We start from the raw sequence: 19,916 nt of genomic DNA on the forward strand, positions 1-19,916 counted from the left end.
AGCAGCATTTGTCAGGCGCTAGAGCCGGCCCCCCAGGAGAACCCCCTATATGCCGCTACCCAAGTTGCCCTCACGCCCCGCAGCTATCCTGACATTCCCTTCGGGCGAAAGCCCGAGTCCCAAGGCACGTAGCACCAAGGCCGCGAAGAAGGCGGCCACCCCGCCCGCTCCGGAAGCCGCCGAGGCATTGCCGGTTCAACCAGAACTCAGTGGTTTGCAAACCGCGGCCAAGGCCCGCGAAGCGGCGCCCGCGCCGAATGTCGCCAAATTGCCCGTGGGGGACCCGGCTCCGGTCGCCGAGGCGCCAAAGCCCGCGAAGAAAGCGCCTGCGGCCTCGCCTGCAAAGGCATCGACCCGCAAGGGCCGTGCGCAGGCCGACAATGGGCCGCGCCGATTGTTCGTGCTGGACACGAACGTGCTGCTGCACGATCCGTCTTCGTTGTTCCGTTTCCAGGAACACGACATTTATCTGCCCATGATGACCCTCGAAGAGCTGGATCATCAGAAAAAGGGCATGTCCGAAGTCGCGCGAAACGCCCGGCAGGTGAGTCGCTCGCTCGATGCATTGGTGCAGGACGCCACCCGGCTGGATGATGGCCTGGAGCTGAGCAAGCTGGGCAACAAGGACGCCACTGGCCGTCTGATGTTCCAGACCACGGCCGTGCATAGCGCCCTGCCCGACGATTTGCCCATGGGCAAGGCCGACAACCAGATCCTGGGAGTCGTGCGCGCGTTGCAGGAAAAGTACAAGGACCGCGAAGTCGTGCTGGTGTCCAAGGACATCAACATGCGCTTGAAAGCCCGCACGCTGGGCATGGCGGCGGAGGACTATTACAACGATCACGTGTTGGAAGACTCGGATCTGTTGTACCCGGGTGTGCTGCAGCTACCCGACGATTTTTGGAACCGGCACGGCAAGGATGTGGAATCGTGGCAGCAAGGCGGCACGACGTTCTATCGCATCCATGGACCGCTGTGTTCGCAGTTCGTGGTGAATCAGTTCGTCTACTTTGACGGTCAGCTGCCCCTGCATGCCCAGGTCCGCGAGGTCAGCGGGAAAACGGCGGTACTGGCAACGCTGCGCGATTACACGCATGGCAAGAACAACGTCTGGGGGATCACCGCGCGCAATCGCGAACAGAACTTTGCGATGAACCTGCTGATGAATCCGGACTGCGATTTCGTGTCGCTGCTAGGTCAGGCGGGTACCGGCAAGACGCTGCTGGCATTGGCCGCGGGCATCACCCAGGTGCTCGAGACCAAGCGCTATAACGAGATCATCATGACGCGCGTGACGGTGCCAGTCGGTGATGACATCGGATTTCTACCGGGCACCGAGGAAGAAAAAATGCTGCCGTGGATGGGTGCGCTCGAGGACAACCTCGATGTGCTGAACATGAACGACAGCGAGTCTGGCGCCGACTGGGGCCGCGCGGCCACCATGGACCTGATTCGTTCGCGCATCAAGGTGAAGTCGCTGAACTTCATGCGCGGCCGGACCTTCCTGAACAAGTATTTGATCATCGACGAGGCGCAGAACCTGACGCCCAAGCAGATGAAGACGCTGATCACCCGGGCCGGCCCGGGCACCAAGGTCGTCTGTTTGGGTAATGTGGCGCAGATCGATACGCCTTATCTGACGGAGGGCAGTTCCGGTTTGACGTTCGTGGTGGACCGGTTCAAAGGTTGGCCGCATGCGGGTCACGTCACGCTGCAGCGCGGTGAACGGTCGCGTCTGGCCGACTATGCCGGAGATGTTTTGTAATGCGCGTGCGCTGAGTGCAAAATAGGCAAATGTCGTCGCGGCGAGGTGCAGGCCTCGCCGTTTTCCTTTGTGAGCGCACGCGCATCGCGCGCGAGCGGTTTGTTGTGGGGCCATATCATGTCTGAATTGCATCCTGTCGGCATCACCATGGGCGATGCAGCCGGCATCGGTCCGGAAATCGTCGTGAAAGCCTGCGCGCAAGGGTTGCGTGCGCCTGCCGTGGTGTACGGCGACGCGGGCGCGCTGCGGCGCGCGGCCGATGCGTTAGGCGCGCGGCTGGACGTGGTCGAAATCCCCGACGTGAGCGCGGCGACTGGCACGCCGGGGCAGATCGAAGTCATCGCCTGCCGCGAGCCGCTGCCGGCGGATCTGCCATTGCGGCAGGCCAGCGCGGCCGCAGGCCAGGCCGCCTACGACTATCTCTGCGCGGCGATCGACGACGCCATGACGCAGCGCATCCGCGCCATCGTGACCGCGCCCCTGAGCAAGCATTCCATGCATATGGCCGGTATCGACCAGCCCGGGCACACCGAGATCCTGGCCGAGCGTTCCAACACCGCGGATTTCGCCATGATGCTGGCCAATGATGAACTGCGGGTGTTGCTGGTCACGATCCATATGGCGCTGGCCGATGTGCCCAAAGCCATCACGGCAGAGGCCGAGATGCGTGCGATCCGGCTCGCGCATCGGGCATGTCGGCACATGGGGATCGAGCAGCCGCGTATTGCGGTGGCGGGCTTGAATCCCCATGCGGGAGAAGATGGCAAGTTTGGACGCGAAGACGTGGACATCATCGCGCCCGCGATTGCGCAAGCGCGCGCCGAAGGGCTGGATGTGTCGGGTCCTTGGCCCGGCGACACGATTTTCATGCGGGCGCGCCGTGGTGAATTCGATATTGTCGTCGCGCAATATCACGACCAGGGGTTGATACCGGTGAAATATCTGGGTGTCGATCAAGGCGTGAACGTCACCGTGGGTTTGCCCTTTGTGCGCACGAGCGTGGATCATGGGACGGCGTTTGATATTGCTGGCAAGGGGATCGCCGATCATTCTTCGCTAGTGGCGGCGTTCGATCTCGCGTTGCGCATGACGCCGTAGGCCAGCGAAGTATGCCGCATGCGCGGGCACCCTGCAGGCGGCGTCGCGCGTGCGCATGACCCGAGCCATGCGTAGCGGTACCCGCCGCCGCGGATACGTATCCTTCCGGTCAACGGCGTGTCAGGCGTGGCGCTCTACAATAGGCGCCTTTACGCGCCCCCTTTTGGCGCTGCCCGGTTGCTACGTTACATGTCCCGCCTTATCCGTTTTTTGCCTGATCGCTTCACGCTCTTTATCATCGCCACTGTTCTCATCGCGAGCCTCGCCCCGGCACACGGACAGGGTCTGGCGGCTTTCGAATGGATCACGAATCTGGCCATCGCGGTCCTGTTCTTTTTGCATGGGGCGCGCCTGTCGCGCGAGGCGATCGTGGCCGGGATGCTGCATTGGCGCCTGCATTTAACGGTGTTTTCGGCGACGTTTCTAATGTTTCCGCTGCTGGGGCTGGCGCTAAGGCCGGTGCTCACGCCGCTGGTCACGCCTGAGCTCTACGCGGGGATTCTTTTTCTTTGCTGTCTGCCGGCGACCGTGCAGTCGGCCATCGCATTCACGTCCATGGCGCGTGGCAACGTGCCGGCCGCGGTATGCAGCGCCTCCGCCTCCAGCTTGTTGGGTATTTTCCTGACGCCCCTGTTGGCCGGCATGATCGTGGTGTCCAGCAGCGCGGCGCCGATCTCGTATGACGCGGTGGGCAAGATCATGCTGCAGCTGCTGCTGCCGTTTCTGTTGGGGCAGATCGCGCGCCGCTGGATTGGCGCCTGGGTGCATCGCCGCAAGCCTTTGTTGAAGTTTGTGGATCAGGGATCGATTCTGCTGGTGGTCTATACGGCCTTCTCTGAAGCCATGAACGAAGGTCTCTGGCGCGATACGCCGGTGCCGGCCTTGATTGGGCTGGTGTTTTGCTGCGCGGTGCTGCTGGCGGTGGCGTTGTTGGGGTGCATCGTACTGGGCAAGATCTTCAAATTCGATCTGGCTGACCGCATTACCTTGCTGTTTGGCGGCTCGAAGAAGAGCCTGGCCACCGGTATTCCCATGGCCCAGGTGATTTTCGCGGGACAGGCGGTCGGGGCGATCGTGTTGCCCTTGATGCTGTTTCATCAGATTCAGTTGATGGTGTGCGCCGTACTGGCGGCGCGCTACGCGAAACGGCCGCATTGACGGCGATGAAACCGGCTGACTGCGTGCGTGCTTGGGCATCCACGCAGAAGACTTCGTATGCGCGCCACGGGAAGTGGCAGATGCCGGCCGCGAACTGAGTTCTCGCTTTCCCGACACTTTCTCTTTTATTCGTCGCGCGCCTGTTCGTCCTGTTTAGCCACTGGCGCGGCGATCAATGCGTCAGCGGGATAAGGTTGCAGGAATAAGGGCATGTCTTGCAGCGTGGCATTGAGCCACGCGGTGTACGACTCATCGGGCAAGATCACGACCATGCGCTTTTCATCATTGGGGCGGTGATACTGCTGAAATAGCGGATGGTGATCGGCGTTGATCGTCAGCATGGTGTAGCTCAGACGCCAGTTGCCGGACGCATCCTTGTATTGATCCCAGAGTCCGGCTATCCCCAGCGGTGCACCATCAGCGCGGGTAAAGCGGGTAGGAATCGCTTTGCCCGTGCGCCAGTCGGGCTCGTAGATGGCCTCGGCAGGGATGATGCAGCGCTGGCCTTTGCGCCACGCATGGCTGAACGTGAAGGATTTATGCGCGGTTTCTGAGCGCGCATTGAATGTCGATAATTTCTCGGCGCGCGGCAAGTTATCGGCGCGCGTCATCGCCGAAATCAGGCCCCAGCGGCCCAGCTCGGTTTCGCGTTCGGGCACGGCCTCGTCACCGCTATCCCATTCCGGTGGCCGGCGGATAAATTCGCCCAGGCGGCGCGGCCACATGTCCGCGCCAGGCGGTAGCGGCAAGCCGCGCGAACGGAAGTATTTTTCCATTTGTTCGCGCTTCTTGATGCCTTGATAGTGGCTGCACATGGCTCCCCCCTGCACGCAACGGTGAAGCCATATCATTCCACACTTTGATGATCAGTTGATCGACACCCCCGTCAGATCCACGAGCTCGCGCCAGTTCTTCACCTCGGATGCTTGATAGGCCTTTAAGTCTGCGGCAGAACCCGGCGTCGGCGTCATGCCGATCTGCTTGGCCAGTTGTTGTAGTTCGTCGCTCTTTAATACCGCGTTGGCTTCGCGGTTGAGTCGGTCGATGACCTCGGCGGGCGTACCTTTAGGGGCAAACATCGCGAACCAGACGACCAGATCGTATTTATCCAAACCGCCCTCGCCCACGGTGGGCACTTCGGGCGCGAAGGCCGCGCGCTCCTTGGAAGTGACCGCTACCGCCTGGATTTTCCCTGCCGCGATTTGCGGCAAGGACGGTCCTACGTTTTCAAACGCGTACGAGATGCGGCCACTGATCAGATCCGTCATCATGCCGCCCACATTGCTATAGAGCACGGTCGCTACGTCGATGTCGGCCGCGCGTTTCAACAGTTCGATCCAAACGCGCGCGGTGGTGTTGCTAGCGCCAAAGTTGATCGTACCCGGTTTCGCGCGCGCCTCTTGAATCAGCTCGGGCAAGGTGCGAGCCTTCACCTCCGGGTTCGCGATCAGCACCATGGGCAGTTTGCCCATCAATGCCACCGGCGCGAAGTCCGCGACGGGATCGTGAGGCAGATTGTTGTAGAGACTGACATTGGCCGCCATGGGCCCATTGGTGCCCATCATCAGGGTGTAACCATCAGGCTGACTACGCGCCACGACATTCGCGCCGATATTGCCGCCCGCCCCCGCTTTATTTTCCACGGTCACCGGTTGGCCCAAGCGTTCGCTCAACCCCTTTGCCATGCCGCGCGCAAGAATGTCGGTCGCCGAGCCGGCGCCGAATGGAACCACGATATTAATGGGCTTGTCCGGATACGCGGCCCAGGCTGGCGACATGCTCGTCGCGCTCAAGGCGCAGATAGCGGCCCACCGCATTACATGCTTGATCATTTTTTTACCCCGTCAACAATCTGACTGTTACGAAACCGTCGGGCCGGCGTCTTGTACCGTGGCGCGACGCATCGAACGACGAAAACGCTCATCGAATCCGGTCCCGCGATGCATGGTGCGCCGGTTATCCCACAGGACAAGGTCATCAACGCGCCAACGATGTCGATACACGAACTGAGCTTGCGTGGCGAAAGCCATCAGGTCATCGACTAACGCACGGCTTTCCTCGACGTCCATGCCTTCGATGCCGCTGATATGCGAGGCGAGGTAGAGCGAACGTTTTCCCGTGGCCGTATGTTGTCGCACCAGCACTTGTCGTACGGGCGGCTGCATTTCGCGCCATGCTGGAGGGATGCCGTCGACATCAAAGCCCGTCAAACCGCGCGAATGAAAATAATCGTGCGTGGCGATGAGCGGCAGCAGACGGGTCTGCATGTCCGGATCCAGTGCATCCCACACGGCCGTCATATCGGCGAATTCGGTAGCGCCGCCAACTGGAGGGATTTCCTGCGCGGAAAGCAGGGAAACACTGGCCGGCGTTCGTTTGAACGAGCTGTCCGTATGCCAGAGTTGATTGCTCAGGTTGATCAGCCGTCGGATGTCTCCCGCATCGAGGATCTGGCCTTTCTCATCCAGATTCGAAATGTCGGAAAGTTCCGCATGGCCAAGCCTGCGCGGCCGCTGGGCGTTATAGACGGACGCGCCGACGGATATCTCCAGCGGGCCGAATACCTTGGCCACCTCGAGCTGTTGGGCTTCGGTCAAGGGTTGATCGGGGAACACCAGCACGGCATATTGGTCCACGGCGGCGCGCAGCGCCTGGGCATCGTCGGCCGACAAACCTTGGGCGAGATTCAGCCCATAGACCTCGGCCACGAAATCGGGTCTGACGACGGTCAGCTCGATCATGACGTCTCCTTCCATCAAAGTGTGGTATTTTTCGTTGTACGAAAATGTTTTCTTTAATCGAAAACCATAATGCCAAAAACGAGAAACTCGGAAACTAGGGATTTACCCAAAGGCGGAGACCTGTTCGTGGAAGCCTTTGCGCGCGGCTTGGGCGTAATCAGCGCGTTTGGCCCAGGGCACCAGCGCATGACGTTGAGCGAAATTGCCGCGCGTGCAAACGTGACGCCGGCGGGCGCGCGCCGGTTACTACATACCTTGGTGACGCTGGGCTATGCCGTCCAGCAAGATCGCAGCTTTAGTCTCACACCAAAAGTGATGGAAATCGGCTATGCGTACTTGGCTTCGTTGCCATTGCGCGATCTGGCGCGCACTGCGGTTGAGGCGTTCATGAAAGACACGGGCGAGATCTGCACGGCCTCTGTGCTCGATGGTGACGCCGTGGTGTATGTGGCGCGCGCCGAAATGCCAAGCCCCGTGTCTCGACGGTTAGGCATAGGCGAGCGGCTGCCTGCGCATGCGACATCAAGCGGCCTGGTTTTGCTGGGTGGCTTGGATGATGAGATGCTTGAGGCCTATTTGAGCCGCGCGCCGTTTGAGCCGTTGACGGAACATACGTTGACGCAGCGCGATGCGCTGCGCCACGCGGTGATGCAAGCTCGCAAAGACCGCTACGCCATCGCCGCCGAACATTTAGAGCTGGGCATCTGCGGGCTGGCGGTGCCCATATTCGACGATCGGGGCGCGATAGCCGCCGCGCTTACCACCAGCTTGCGGCTGGCCAAGCATAAACGGCCCGATATCGTGGATCGATTTCTACCGCGCCTGCGCGAAGGCGCAAGACAAATCAGCCAGGCGCTGGGTTATCGAGGATGATCGCTCGCGGTGACAGCCAGTCGCCATACCAAACGAGCTAAACCCCAATTGCATCGCCTCGCACCCCGCGCCGGGGGTGCCCGGAGAACAAAGGCAGACGCGATTCGATCCGCCGCAACATCTCGGTGGCGGCGCTCGACAAGGGCCGCCCCAACCTGACCATGAGCTGCATCTCCGCTTGCCGCAATACCGGATGCGCGATGGGCACCAGCACCAGCTCCCCACTGGACAGATCGAGCGAGGCGCCTATATCGGTCATCAACACCGCGCCCGCGCCTGCCAAGGCATACTGACGCAGCACACCCAACGAGTTGGTCGTCAACGCCGGCGAGATGTGGATCTTCTCGGTGAATTCCAACAGCTCCACGATACGTCGCAAGCCATAAGGCGCGGTCATCAGTGCCAGAGGATGCTGCATGAGATCCTTGACGGTGATCGGGCGCCGCTTGCGCGCCAAGGGATGATCGGCTCGCACCAACGCCCCCACAGCCAGCGCCTGCCGAGCCCGGATGCGCACCTCGGGATGCACCGGGGGATTAAATGCCAATCCGATATGCACGCGGTCGGTACGCACTGCCTCCACGACTTCGTCGACCGACGCCGTGTTGATGCCGACGCGGATATTGGGAAACTCCTGGCAGAACGGCCCCATCACATACTGCATCAGGGCTTCGATCATGCCTTCGCTAATACTCAGTTCGACGTGTCCGCGGCGCATGCCGCGCAATTCTTGTAGCCGGTCCTGCAAGTGCTCGTGTTGCGCTCTATACCCGCGCAAGAATTCTTCCAGCATCTCCGCCGCGTCGGTGGGCGCCAACCCGCGTGCTCGGCGTTCAAATAGCGGCAATCCGATTTCCTTTTCAAGCAGCTGAATCTGCCGACTGATGACCGATGGCGACATCTCGAGCTTTTCCGCTGCGCCCCGAATCGAGCCGCAGACGATCACCTCGTGCATATAGCGCAGCCTCGCCTGATTCAGTTCTTTCATCGCCCTTGCCTTGCCGTTTAGTGTTGCTTAAAAGCGAACGATAAGTGACAGAATCGACTCTTGTCCACAACACAGCTCTCTGCGAGGATGGCGATTCCAGAAGGCAGTCCATTACTACACCTAAAGGGAAAACTTGCATGACTTCCGGGACGACTCTCGCGGTATCGCAGCCTGCGCGCACACCCGATGCATTGACCGCGATCTATAAGAAAATCAGCTGGCGCTTGTTGCCGCTGCTCTTGCTCTGCTACACCTTCGCCTATCTCGATCGGGTCAACATCGGGTTCGCCAAACTGCAGATGCAGGCCGATATCGGCATCTCCGACGCGGTGTATGGACTCGGCGCCGGGATATTTTTCCTGGGCTATGTGATGTTCGAAGTGCCCAGCAATCTGTTGCTGGTGCGAATCGGCGCACGCAAGACCATCTGCCGCATCATGCTGCTTTGGGGGCTGACATCGGCCAGCATGTTGTTCGTGCAAGGTGAATACAGCTTTTACGCGTTGCGCTTTTTGCTCGGCGTATTCGAAGCCGGCTTCGCGCCTGGCATGATTTTCTTTTTGACCTATTGGTATTCAAGTTCGCGCATGGCGGGCGTCATGGCAGTGGTGATGTGCGCGGGGCCCATCGGCGGCATGCTTGGCGGCCCGGTGTCCGCATGGATTATGACGCGCTTCAATGGTCTGCATGGACTGGAGGGCTGGCAGTGGATGTTCCTGATCGAAGGCTTGCCCTGTGTGTTGCTTGGATTCATCGCCTATCGATGCCTGACGGATAAACCCGAAGAAGCGCGCTGGCTGACGGATGACGAACGCAAGCTGCTTGCCGCCGACCTGCAGACCCGCAAGCCCGCCGACACCACGCACTCGTTTCGCGACGTGTTGAAAGACCCCGGCATCTACGCGCTGGCGATTCCTTATTTCTGCCTGATCTCGGGTATCTATGCCGTGAGCTTCTGGCTGCCGACGTTGCTACAGGCCTCTGGCGTGCAGGACACCATGGCGATCGGCTTCTGGTCGGCCGTGCCGTATATCGCGGCCATCATCGCGATGTTTGTGTTGTCACGTAGCTCCGACAGAATACGCGAACGCCGCTGGCATGTGACCGGCACGGCGATTGTGGCGGGCGTGGCGTTGATTGCCGCATTGCGTATGCCCGAGTATTTCCTGCTGTCGATGACCTTGCTGGTGATTTCAACCGCGTTGATGTGGGCCGCGTATACCGTGTTCTGGGCAGTGCCGTCGCAGCATCTCACGGGTCCGGCCGCCGCTGGCGGTATCGCATTGATTAATAGCATCGGTCTGCTCGGCGGTTTTGCCAGCCCGGCATTGATCGGCTGGTTGAAGACCGCGACCGGGTCGCTCAATGCCGGTTTGTATGTCATCGTGGGACTGCTGATTGTCGGCACTCTGCCTTTGCTGTTTACCCGCCACGCGCGTGTCCAAGGATAAATCTGTCATGAGAATTCTGGTCGCTGGTTTCCAGCATGAAACCAATACCTTTGCGCCTACGCCGACCGATTACGATAATTTCGTGCGCGGCGAAGGCTTTCCTGCCCTGGCGCGTGGCGACGAGGTGCTGGCGCTAGCGGGCGTCAACATCCCCGCGGGCGGCTTCTTGCAGGCCGCCCAAGCCGACGGGCATGAGATCGTGCCAGTCCTCTGGGCCGCCGCCAGCCCGGCCGCGCATGTGACGCGCCGAGCATTCGAAACGATCGCCACCGAGATTGTCGAGGCCGCGCGCAAAGCAACATATGACGCGATTTATCTGGATCTGCACGGCGCCATGGTGACGGTTGATGCGGACGATGGCGAGGGCGAACTGCTGGCGCGCCTGCGGGCCTGTGTGGGACCCGACATGCCCATCGTGGTGAGTCTGGACCTGCACGCGAACGTCACTGCCGGCATGCTGCGCGACGCGACGGCGATGGTGGCGTATCGCAGCTATCCGCACGTGGACATGGCGGACACGGGTGCCAACGCCTATCGGTTGCTTCAACAAGTGATGCAAGCCGGCGGCAAACTGCATACCTTCTCGCTGCGTCTGCCCTTTCTTATTCCGATCAATGGCATGTGCACGCTGCTGGAACCGGCGCGTTCGATTTACGACGCCGTGGCGTCATTGGAAGCTGAGGCGGGGCTGGCGTCGCTGTCGTTTACTCCGGGTTTTCCGGCGGCCGATTTCCCCGAATGCGGACCTGTCGTATGGGGCCACGGCACCGAGCCTGACGCGCTGCGCACGGCGGTGCAGGCGCTGTACGATCGCGTCGAACAGGCTGAACCCGAATGGGCGGTGCCCTTCCTGGCACCCGCCGAAGCAATCCTGCAAGCGCAGGATTTGGCCAGACATGCATCCAAGCCCGTCGTGATCGCCGATACGCAGGACAATCCGGGTGCGGGCGGCGACTCCAACACTACCGGCATGCTGCGCGCGCTCATCGATGCGGATGCGCAGGACGCCGCGCTGGGGCTGCTCTGGGACCCCGAGGCCGTCCAGCAAGCCATTGCTGCTGGCGTGGGCAACAAGGTGACACTCTCGCTAGGCGGGAAATCCAAGGTAGCCGGGGTGGAACCTTTGCTAGCCGAATTTCTCGTCGAATACGTGGGGGATGGAAAATGCCGCTTTGATGGCCCGATGATGCATGGCGTTCAGGCTGATGTGGGGCCTGTCGTATGTCTGCGTATTGGTGGCGTGCGCGTTGTGGTCAGTTCAGGTAAATCGCAGATGCTGGACCGCAATCTATTTCGCACTGGCAACGTACAGCCAGAGGCCATGAAGATTCTGGTGGTCAAAAGCTCTGTACATTTCCGCGCGGACTTTCAGCCGATTGCTGAAGCCGTACTCGTGGCGAAAGCGCCCGGCCCCATGATGGCGGACTGCGCGGACCTGCCATGGACGCGGCTTTCGCCTGGCATACGTACGCGCCCAATGGGGCAAGCGTTCGCGAGTTAAGCCGACACGGCTTGGTCTTGCCGCGCCGCTCGCACATCCCTTGCGGGCGGCGTGCCGAAGAATCGCGCATAGTCCCGGGTGAATTGCGGCACGCTTTCATAGCCCACGGCAAAAGCCGCACGACTAGCCGTTGCGGCTTGTCCATGCATCAGGCGGCGCGCCTCGATCAGGCGCAGTTGCTTTTGAAACTGCAGCGGAGACAACGACGTCGCGCGACGAAAGTGCTGGTAGAACGACGACGGACTCATGCCCGCCACGTCGGCGAGTTTTTCCATCCGCAGCTTCTGCGTGTATTCACGCCGCAGCACTGCTACCGCTCGCGCGATACGACGGGCGGGGGCATGGTTCAAGCCTAAACGTCTGATCGCGGGACTATGTTTTCCTTGGAGCAACCAGTAGTGCATTTCACGCACGAGTTGCGCCTGTAACACGGCCAGCGCGTCGGGACGATCCAGCAGTTGCACCAGCCGCAATGCGGCGTCCGCTACTTCACGCTCGGTGGATATCACTCGGATTGGACTTTCTTCCTCGGGCCCGCTGTCGGCGATCTGTTCGGTCAGTTCGGCGATCAGCGCCAGATCGAGTTCCAAGGTCAGCGCCAGATAGGGTTTGACCAGGGTCGCAGCCGTGATCTGGCTTGTGGTGGGCACATCGCCGGTGATCAAGAGCGAGTCGCCCGCATTGAAGATAAAGGTCTGGTGGCCCAGCGTGACGTGTTTTGTGCCTTGCAGGATGAGGCAAACCAGTGGACGCGGAATAGAGTGCGCGAGCCCACTGGGCGCCACTGCACGCACGGTTGTCAAACCCGCGACAGGGGTGACCCCCACGCCTTCCAGCAAGCCGTGGGCCTCGGTGTAACGCGTGACGGCATCGAGCAAGGAGTCCATGCGCAGAGTCTACTGCCGATGGCGCACTCTCGGCTGGCCGTTGGAGAATCAGGCAAGAAAATCCCAATATCCGGCAACGCGTGTTTCTCGTGGCGGCGCATCATTTGTCCACCCTCTTCACCACTTAATCGAGGAACCGCTATGACCACCATTTCCCTCATCACCGGCGCCAGCCGTGGCCTGGGCCGCAACACCGCATTGAGCATCGCCAAGCGCGGCGGCGATGTCGTCCTGACCTATCGCAGCCAGGAACAAGAAGCTCAAGCCGTCGTAGAAGAAATCCAAGCACTGGGACGCCAGGCAATCGCCCTGCGCTTGGATACGGGTAACGTTGCCAGCTTCGTGGCCTTCGCGGAAAGCCTGCGCGCCGCCTTGCGCGAAAACTGGTCGCGCGACACGATCGATCATCTCGTCAATAACGCAGGCCACGGCGACTACGCGACGATTGATCAGTTGACCGAAGCGCAGTTCGACGGCCTGGTCAACGTGCACTTCAAGGGCGTGTTTTTCCTGACGCAAACGCTGTTGCCGATCATCGCCGACGGCGGACGCATCATCAATCTGTCCACGGGTCTGACGCGTTTCAGCGCACCGGGGTACTCGGTCTACGCGGCCGCCAAAGGCGCGGTCGAGGTGCTGACCCGCTATATGGCCAAGGAACTAGGCCCGCGCGGCATCGCGGTCAATACGGTGGCGCCGGGCGCTATCGAAACCGATTTCGGTGGCGGGGTCGTGCGCGACAACCCTGAGCTCAACCGCCAGTTCGCGGCGATGACGGCGCTGGGCCGCGTAGGCGTGCCCGATGACATTGGCCCCATGATCGCGAGTCTGCTGTCCGCCGACAATCGTTGGGTAACGGCGCAGCGTATCGAGGTGTCGGGCGGACAGGCGATCTGATCTCGCACGCAAGGCGTCTCGTTCGGGCGGGCTCGCGGGCAGATCTTCTTTAATCGCGAGCCTGCCCGGTTTGATGCGCCTATTCTTGCGACATCAGCTTGCGCCAACCCTCCCAGCCCAGACGCTGCATCGTCGCGATGTTCTTCTCGTAGATCTCCGACGCGTCGGCAAAGGCTTCCACCGCCCGGTCGATGCTGTCTTCGCGCAAGATGTGCAGAATCGGATGCGGCGAACGATTCGTACAGTTTTCTATGTCGTCGGGATTCGTGTCGGCAAACTGAAAGTCAGGATGAAACGTCGCGACTTGGAAATCGCCGACAAGACGCATGCGTTTGAGCAAACGCTCGGAATAATCTTCAAAGTCGTTGAAGTCATAGAAGTCATTCAACGCGTCCGGCAGAATCAACAGCGTGGTGTCGATGTCCTCGGGCGCGGCTTCCGAGATCAGCATCAACTCGCTTTCCAGATCGGTCAGCACGCCCTCGTCATCGGTGGCGTCGCTGACCGCATAGCGCACTTGGTTCTTGACCTGCACGGCCTTTGCGAAAGGACAGAGATTCAAGCCAATGACGGCCTGCTCTACCCATCGGCGGGTCTCGTCGATGACACGCTGATAGGCGCCGTCGGTGTGAATCATTTATCTACTCGATCAAAAAGATTAAACCGGCATTTGCGCCATGATTTGCGCAACGGAAGCGGTCAGACGTTTGCCGTAAGGCACGTGCAGGAATTCATTGGGGCCGTGCGCGTTCGATCGTGGACCCAGCACGCCACACACCATGAATTGTGCTTTGGGGAAACCCTGTTGCAGCAAGCTCATCAAGGGAATGGTGCCACCCTGGCCGATATATCCGCAAGGCGCATCGTAGTACTGACGCGATGCCGCATCGAGCGCGTGGGTCAGCCAGGCCTCGGAAGCCGGGGCGTTCCAACCGGTCGCGCTGTGGTCGGCGCTGAAGATGACCTTGGCGTTGTAAGGAGAGTCCGCTTCCAGCAAGTGTTTGATCTCGTCCGACGCGGCGGCGGCATCGACCAGCGGCGGCAGGCGCAGCGACAGCTTGAACGAGGTACGCGGGCGCAAGACATTGCCCGCGCTGGTCAAGGGCGGCAGGCCTTCGGCGCCGGTCACCGAGAGCGTGGGGCGCCATGTACGGTTGAGCAAGGCTTCTTCGGGCTCGGTGGTCATCGGCAGCACAAAACTGCCATCCGCGCCACAGCTCCAGGGGAAACGTCTCCACACTTCATCGCCCAGGATGCGGGCGGCTTCGACGACCTGCTCGCGGCGTTCTGCGGGAATCTCGCAGTGCAGGCTCTGCGGCAACAAACGGCCGGTGGAACTGTCCTCAAGCCGATCCAGCAAATGACGCAGAATGCGGAAGCTCGACGGCACCACGCCGCTGGAATCGCCCGAGTGCACGCCCTCGTCGAGCACCTGCACCTCCAGCGTGCCCGCGACCATGCCACGCAGCGATGTCGTCATCCACAGCTGATCGTAGTTGCCCGCGCCGGAGTCCAGACACACCACCAACGCGACATTGCCAAGGCGGTCGCGCAGCGCATCGACGTAGGGCAGCAGGTCATAGCTGCCTGATTCCTCGCAGGTTTCCACGATGCCCACGCATCGCGGACGCGGGATGCCCTGTGCGTCCAGCGCCATGATCGCCGTGATCGACGCGTAAATCGCATAGCCGTCATCGGCGCCGCCACGGCCATACAGCTTGCCGTCTTCGTATTTCGGCGTCCACGGACCTAGATCGGACCGCCAGCCGGAGAACTCGGGCTGTTTGTCCAGATGCCCATACAACAACACCGTGTCGCCATTATCCGCACGCGTGGCCGGCGCATCGAAGAAAATCACCGGCGTGCGACCCGGCAGGCGCACCACCTCGAGTTTCAGCCCATGGATTTTCTTGGACTCGACCCACTGCGCGGCATCGCGCACGACGCGCTCGATGTACGCATTCTTTTCCCAGTCGGGATCAAATGCCGGGCTCTTGGCCGGCACTGCAATGTAATCGGTCAACGCCGGGACGATTTCGTCGTCCCATTGGCGATCGACAAACGCCTGCAAGGCGTCGGGGTCTAAGGTCGGCGGCAGAGCGTCGTCGGGGATGCGTGCATTCATGGCGCAGATCCTGTACGAAAGAGAGCAAACCCCATTTTATGCCTTTCGCGCGCGACAGTTGAGCATCGGGCGCCGACTGTGCACCGCAAGCGAGCGGTTTGGCCCCGCCGTGCCGCCGGACAGCCGGGCCGATACAGTGGCTTTATCTAGGTTTGGGGCCTAGCGCTTTCTCGATCTTTTTGTCCACGTGGTATTGGTTGAGGGCATACACCGACCAGATTGCCGCAGGCACCCAGCCAATCAAGGTCAATTGCAAAATCAGGCAGATGATGCCTGCGATGGGACGGCCGATGGTGAAAAACTGCAACCAAGGGAGCAACAGGGCCAAAATCAAACGCATATTCGAAAGCTCTCACAAAGAGTGTGTATCGGACTTAGCCGACCCAGACCCGCGCATTACGGAACATACGCATCCAGGGGGTGAACGCACCGCCGCTATCGGCCTCGCCCCATTGCTTGGGCGCCCAAGACATCATCACATTTCGCGTGACACGCTCGGGGTGCGGCATGATGACCGTAAAGCGCCCATCGGCCGTGGTCACCGAGGTCTGGCCGCCCGGGCTGCCGTTCGGGTTGAACGGATAGGCCTCGGTAGGATTGCCACGGTGGTCAATGAAGCACGCGGCCACCAGCACTTGGCTGGCGTCGCCTTGCTTGCTGTAGTCGGCATAGCCTTCGCCATGCGCCACGGCGACCGGTACGCGCGTGCCTTCCATGCCTTTGAAAAAGATCGAGGGCGACGCGGTCAGTTCGACCAGCGACAGACGGGCTTCGTATTTTTCCGACTGGTTGCGCGTAAAGCGCGGCCAGAACTCGGCGCCCGGAATCATGGGCGCGAGAGCCGCCATCATCTGGCAGCCATTGCACACGCCCAACGCGAACGTATCCTGACGGGCAAAGTACTCGGCAAACTGATCCGAGAGACGGCTGTTGAACCGGATCGTACGCGCCCAGCCCTCGCCCGCGCCCAACACGTCGCCGTAGCTAAAGCCGCCCACGGCGACCAGGCCTTGCATGGTGCTGAGGTCGATGCGACCGGACAGCAAATCCGTCATATGCACGTCGATGGCGTCAAAGCCTGCCGTATCGAACGCCCAGGCCATTTCCACCTGGCTGTTGCAACCCTGCTCGCGCAGGATGGCGACACGCGGACGCTTGCCGGTGGCGATAAACGGCGCGGCGATGTCTTCTTGCGGATCGAACGCGACGCGCGGCGACAAGCCGGGGTCTTGTGTGTCGTTCCAGATGTCCAGCTCGGCTTGCGCGCAGGCGGGGTTATCGCGGCGCGACATGATGCGATAGCTGACTTCGCTCCAGGCGCGGCCCAGATCGGCGCGCGGTTGGCTCCAGATCTTTTTGCCATCGCGATAGAACTCGATGGTATCGGAGTCGTTCAAGCCACCAATCACATGCGAATGCGCGGACAACCCTGCGCCACGCAGCACCTGCATGACGGCATCACGCTCGGAGGCAGGGACTTGAATGACAGCGCCGGCTTCTTCGCAGAACAGCGCCTTCAGTGTCAGCTCGTCGCGTTGTACCGCGACCTGTTCCGGACGGATCTTGTAGTCGCCCCAGTCGGCCGAATTGGCGTCGAAGGTGAGCATATCCAGGTTCACCGAAATACCGGTGCGGCCAGCAAACGCCATTTCGCACAGCGTGGCGAACAGACCGCCATCGGAACGATCGTGATAGGCCAGCAGCACGCCGGCTTCGGCCAGCGTACGGATCGTCACGAAGAACGCACGCAGATCCTGCGGCGAGTCGATATCGGGCACGTTTTCGCCGACTTGATTGAACGCCTGAGCCAGGATGGACCCGCCCATGCGATGCCGGCCACGACCCAGGTCGATCACGATCAACACACTGTCGCCCGCCTCGGCGCGCAGTTGCGGCGTGAGGCTGTTGCGCACATCGCCCACCGGCGAGAACGCGGTGACGATCAGCGACACCGGCGCCACGACCTGGCGATTTTCGCCGTCCTGGTTCCAGGTGGTCTTCATCGACAGCGAATCCTTACCGACCGGGATCGACAGACCCGTGGCCTGGCACAGTTCGCTGACAGCAGAAACGGTGTCATAGAGCGCGGCGTCCTGGCCCTCGACGCCGCAAGCGGCCATCCAGTTAGCGGACAGCTTGATGTCTTCCAGACGCGCCACATCGGCGGCCGCGAGGTTGGTCAGCGCTTCGGCCACGGCCATACGCCCTGAAGCCGGTGCATTCAGCACGGCCAGCGGCGTGCGTTCGCCCATGGCCATGGCTTCGCCACGGAATCCCTCGTAATCAGCCAACGTCACCGCGCAATCGGCGACGGGGACTTGCCACGGGCCGACCATTTGATCGCGGCTGGACAGGCCACCCACGGTACGATCGCCGATGGTGATGAGGAACGATTTATTGGCCACGGTCGGGTGGCGCAACACGCGGTAGGCGGCCTCGGTCAGATCGATGCCGACGAGATCCAGCGGCTCGGACACGCCGGGCAGACGCTTGACATCGCGTGTCATGCGGGGCGGTTTGCCGAGGATCACATCGATGGGCACATCGACCGGGCGGGCGTTCGCTTCGGAAGCCTGAATCAATTCGTCCAAACCGGGCAGACCCTCGCCATCGACCACGCGCAGTTGGCGCTCTTCGGTGGCGACGCCGACAACGGCATAGGGGCAACGTTCGCGGCGGGCGATGGCGTCGAAACGGGCCAGGTCCTGGGGCAGAATCGACAGAACATAGCGTTCCTGCGACTCATTGCTCCAGATTTCGGCGGGCGACAAGCCGGATTCTTCTACCGGGACGCGTTTCAGATCGAACACGGCGCCACGACCGGCATCGTTGACGAGCTCGGGGAAGGCATTCGACAAGCCACCCGCGCCCACGTCGTGAATCGCCAGGATGGGGTTGTTATTGCCTTGCTGCCAGCAGCGGTCGATGACTTCTTGTGCGCGGCGCTCGATTTCCGGGTTGCCACGTTGCACGGAGTCGAAATCCAGCTCGGCGGAGTTGCTGCCCATGCTGATACTGGAAGCCGCGCCGCCGCCCATGCCGATACGGAAGCCGGGGCCGCCCAACTGAATCAGCAAGGCACCGGGAGGGATGATTTCTTTCTTGGTCAGCTCGGCGTCGATGCTGCCCAGACCACCCGCGATCATGATGGGCTTGTGATAGCCCCAGCGCGTATCGCCAGCGGTTTGCTCGTAGGTACGGAAGTAACCCAGCAGGTTCGGACGACCGTATTCGTTATTGAAGGCCGCGCCGCCGATGGGGCCATCGATCATGATGGACAGGGGCGAGGCGATACGGTCGGGCAAACCGTGATGGTCGGCTTCCCACGGTTGAATCGCGTCGGGAAAGCGCAGATGCGACACGGTAAAGCCGGTCAGGCCGGCCTTGGGCTTGGAACCCCGGCCGGTCGCGCCTTCGTCGCGGATTTCGCCGCCCGCACCCGTGGACGCGCCCGGGAAAGGCGCGATCGCGGTCGGGTGGTTGTGCGTTTCGACCTTCATCAAGGTGTGCACGAGCGCGTCGCGGCGCACGTAGCGCGCGGCTTCGCTGCCCTGGCCATCATCGGTCGGCACGCCAGCCTGGAATCGCTGCGCGGGGCCCCCTTCCATCACGGCGGCGTTATCCGAATAGGCGATGACCGTGCCTTGCGGCTGGGCCTTGTGCGTGGCGCGGATCATGCCGAACAGGGTTTCGGACTGCGGCTGGCCGTCGATGACCCATTGCGCGTTAAAGATCTTGTGGCGGCAGTGTTCGCTATTAGCCTGGGCGAACATCATCAGTTCGACATCGGTCGGATCACGGCCCAGGGTGGTGAAGGACTGCGCAAGGTAGTCGATTTCGTCTTCCGACAGCGCCAGACCCAGCGTAGTGTTGGCTTCGACCAGCGCATCGCGTCCCTGGGCTTGCACCGCGACGGTACGCATCGGCTTGCCCGCCAGCGGCTGGAAGAGCGCCTGGCTGTCAAAATCGGCGCCCACCACGGTCTCGGTCATGCGGTCATGCAGGCAGTCGGCCGCGCGCGCCAGCATGGCGTCATCGATGGACTTCGTGCCGAGCAGGCCTTTTTCCGGGACCAGGAAATAGCGGATGCCGCGCTCGATGCGCCGCACGGCATCCAAGCCGCAGTTGTGCGCGATGTCGGTGGCCTTACTGGCCCACGGCGAAATCGTGCCCAGGCGCGGAATCACCAGCAGCGACAGGCTCTTGGCCGGCGGCTCGATCGCGTCGGCCGTGCCGTAGTCGAGCAGCTGGGTCAGCTGTTGCTGTTGTGCGGCATCGAGCGCCGCCTCCGTGCTGACAAAATGCTCGTAGCGAGCGGAAATATCCGCGACGGGCAGGCCCGCCTCTCGCAGCTGTGCCAGGAGACGCTCACGGCGGAAGGCGGAAAGGACAGATGAACCGGGCAAATGCTGGACGAGAGACACGATGCGGG

General features: G+C 61.5%; 16 protein-coding genes. 7 read left to right on the forward strand and 9 right to left on the reverse strand.

All coding sequences use genetic code 11. From position 1 onward, the window contains the following. Positions 1–49: 49 nt before the first annotated feature. From GOQ25_RS06065 to GOQ25_RS06075, 3 genes are all read left to right on the forward strand, one after another. The gene (locus tag GOQ25_RS06065; protein ID WP_160349562.1) at positions 50–1,765 is read left to right on the forward strand and encodes a PhoH family protein; all 1,716 of its coding nucleotides are present in this window, start codon (positions 50–52) and stop codon (positions 1,763–1,765) included. A 117-nt stretch (positions 1,766–1,882) separates the two neighbouring features. Further along, positions 1,883–2,863, forward strand: a complete 981-nt coding sequence (gene pdxA, locus GOQ25_RS06070) for a 4-hydroxythreonine-4-phosphate dehydrogenase PdxA (RefSeq protein WP_160349563.1) — start codon at positions 1,883–1,885, stop codon at positions 2,861–2,863. 189 nt (positions 2,864–3,052) lie between these two features. Further along, positions 3,053–4,021, forward strand: coding sequence for a bile acid:sodium symporter family protein (locus GOQ25_RS06075; protein ID WP_202109342.1), 969 nt, complete (start codon positions 3,053–3,055; stop codon positions 4,019–4,021). 125 nt (positions 4,022–4,146) lie between these two features. On the opposite strand, the gene GOQ25_RS06080 is transcribed toward GOQ25_RS06075, so the two are convergent. The 3 genes from GOQ25_RS06080 to GOQ25_RS06090 are packed head-to-tail and all read right to left on the reverse strand — an operon-like array spanning position 4,147 to position 6,762. Continuing rightward, complete coding sequence (locus tag GOQ25_RS06080; RefSeq protein WP_160349564.1) at positions 4,147–4,836, reverse strand: SOS response-associated peptidase; 690 nt, start codon at positions 4,834–4,836, stop codon at positions 4,147–4,149. A gap of 51 nt (positions 4,837–4,887) precedes the next feature. Beyond that, positions 4,888–5,853, reverse strand: coding sequence for a tripartite tricarboxylate transporter substrate binding protein (locus GOQ25_RS06085; RefSeq protein ID WP_160349565.1), 966 nt, complete (start codon positions 5,851–5,853; stop codon positions 4,888–4,890). A gap of 27 nt (positions 5,854–5,880) precedes the next feature. Then, the gene (locus GOQ25_RS06090) at positions 5,881–6,762 is read right to left on the reverse strand and encodes a TauD/TfdA family dioxygenase (protein ID WP_160349566.1); all 882 of its coding nucleotides are present in this window, start codon (positions 6,760–6,762) and stop codon (positions 5,881–5,883) included. 126 nt (positions 6,763–6,888) lie between these two features. Here GOQ25_RS06090 and GOQ25_RS06095 point away from each other — a divergent pair, with 126 nt between their 5' ends. After that, complete coding sequence (locus tag GOQ25_RS06095) at positions 6,889–7,635, forward strand: IclR family transcriptional regulator C-terminal domain-containing protein (RefSeq protein ID WP_160349567.1); 747 nt, start codon at positions 6,889–6,891, stop codon at positions 7,633–7,635. Between the two features lie 37 nt (positions 7,636–7,672). Here GOQ25_RS06095 and GOQ25_RS06100 read toward each other — a convergent pair whose 3' ends face one another. After that, positions 7,673–8,623, reverse strand: coding sequence for a LysR family transcriptional regulator (locus GOQ25_RS06100; RefSeq protein WP_160349568.1), 951 nt, complete (start codon positions 8,621–8,623; stop codon positions 7,673–7,675). 137 nt (positions 8,624–8,760) lie between these two features. Here GOQ25_RS06100 and GOQ25_RS06105 point away from each other — a divergent pair, with 137 nt between their 5' ends. Further along, positions 8,761–10,074 (forward strand): MFS transporter, encoded by a 1,314-nt coding sequence (locus GOQ25_RS06105; RefSeq protein ID WP_160349569.1) that lies wholly within the window; start codon positions 8,761–8,763, stop codon positions 10,072–10,074. 7 nt (positions 10,075–10,081) lie between these two features. Continuing rightward, positions 10,082–11,575 carry a M81 family metallopeptidase gene (locus tag GOQ25_RS06110; protein WP_160349570.1) on the forward strand — a complete coding sequence of 498 codons (1,494 nt, stop codon included), beginning with the start codon at positions 10,082–10,084 and terminating at the stop codon, positions 11,573–11,575. Here GOQ25_RS06110 and GOQ25_RS06115 read toward each other — a convergent pair. Continuing rightward, positions 11,572–12,462, reverse strand: a complete 891-nt coding sequence (locus GOQ25_RS06115; protein WP_160349571.1) for an AraC family transcriptional regulator — start codon at positions 12,460–12,462, stop codon at positions 11,572–11,574. The two genes, GOQ25_RS06110 and GOQ25_RS06115, sit on opposite strands and share 4 nt — an antisense overlap. Positions 12,463–12,603: 141 nt before the next feature. On the opposite strand from GOQ25_RS06115, the gene GOQ25_RS06120 reads away from it, so the two are divergent. Continuing rightward, complete coding sequence (locus GOQ25_RS06120) at positions 12,604–13,359, forward strand: SDR family NAD(P)-dependent oxidoreductase (protein WP_160349572.1); 756 nt, start codon at positions 12,604–12,606, stop codon at positions 13,357–13,359. Between the two features lie 79 nt (positions 13,360–13,438). Here GOQ25_RS06120 and GOQ25_RS06125 read toward each other — a convergent pair whose 3' ends face one another. From GOQ25_RS06125 to purL, 4 genes are all read right to left on the reverse strand, one after another. Further along, complete coding sequence (locus GOQ25_RS06125; protein WP_160349573.1) at positions 13,439–13,996, reverse strand: DUF1415 domain-containing protein; 558 nt, start codon at positions 13,994–13,996, stop codon at positions 13,439–13,441. A 21-nt stretch (positions 13,997–14,017) separates the two neighbouring features. Next, positions 14,018–15,484: a M20 family metallopeptidase gene (locus GOQ25_RS06130; protein ID WP_160349574.1), complete on the reverse strand. Its 1,467-nt coding sequence runs from the start codon at positions 15,482–15,484 to the stop codon at positions 14,018–14,020. Between the two features lie 142 nt (positions 15,485–15,626). After that, positions 15,627–15,824: a YqaE/Pmp3 family membrane protein gene (locus GOQ25_RS06135; RefSeq protein WP_160349575.1), complete on the reverse strand. Its 198-nt coding sequence runs from the start codon at positions 15,822–15,824 to the stop codon at positions 15,627–15,629. A 34-nt stretch (positions 15,825–15,858) separates the two neighbouring features. Further along, positions 15,859–19,908: a phosphoribosylformylglycinamidine synthase gene (gene purL / locus GOQ25_RS06140; RefSeq protein ID WP_160349576.1), complete on the reverse strand. Its 4,050-nt coding sequence runs from the start codon at positions 19,906–19,908 to the stop codon at positions 15,859–15,861. Positions 19,909–19,916: the final 8 nt, after the last annotated feature.

The organism is Bordetella sp. 15P40C-2 (assembly GCF_009763235.1).
In the GTDB taxonomy this organism is placed as follows: Bacteria; Pseudomonadota; Gammaproteobacteria; order Burkholderiales; family Burkholderiaceae_B; genus Bordetella_A.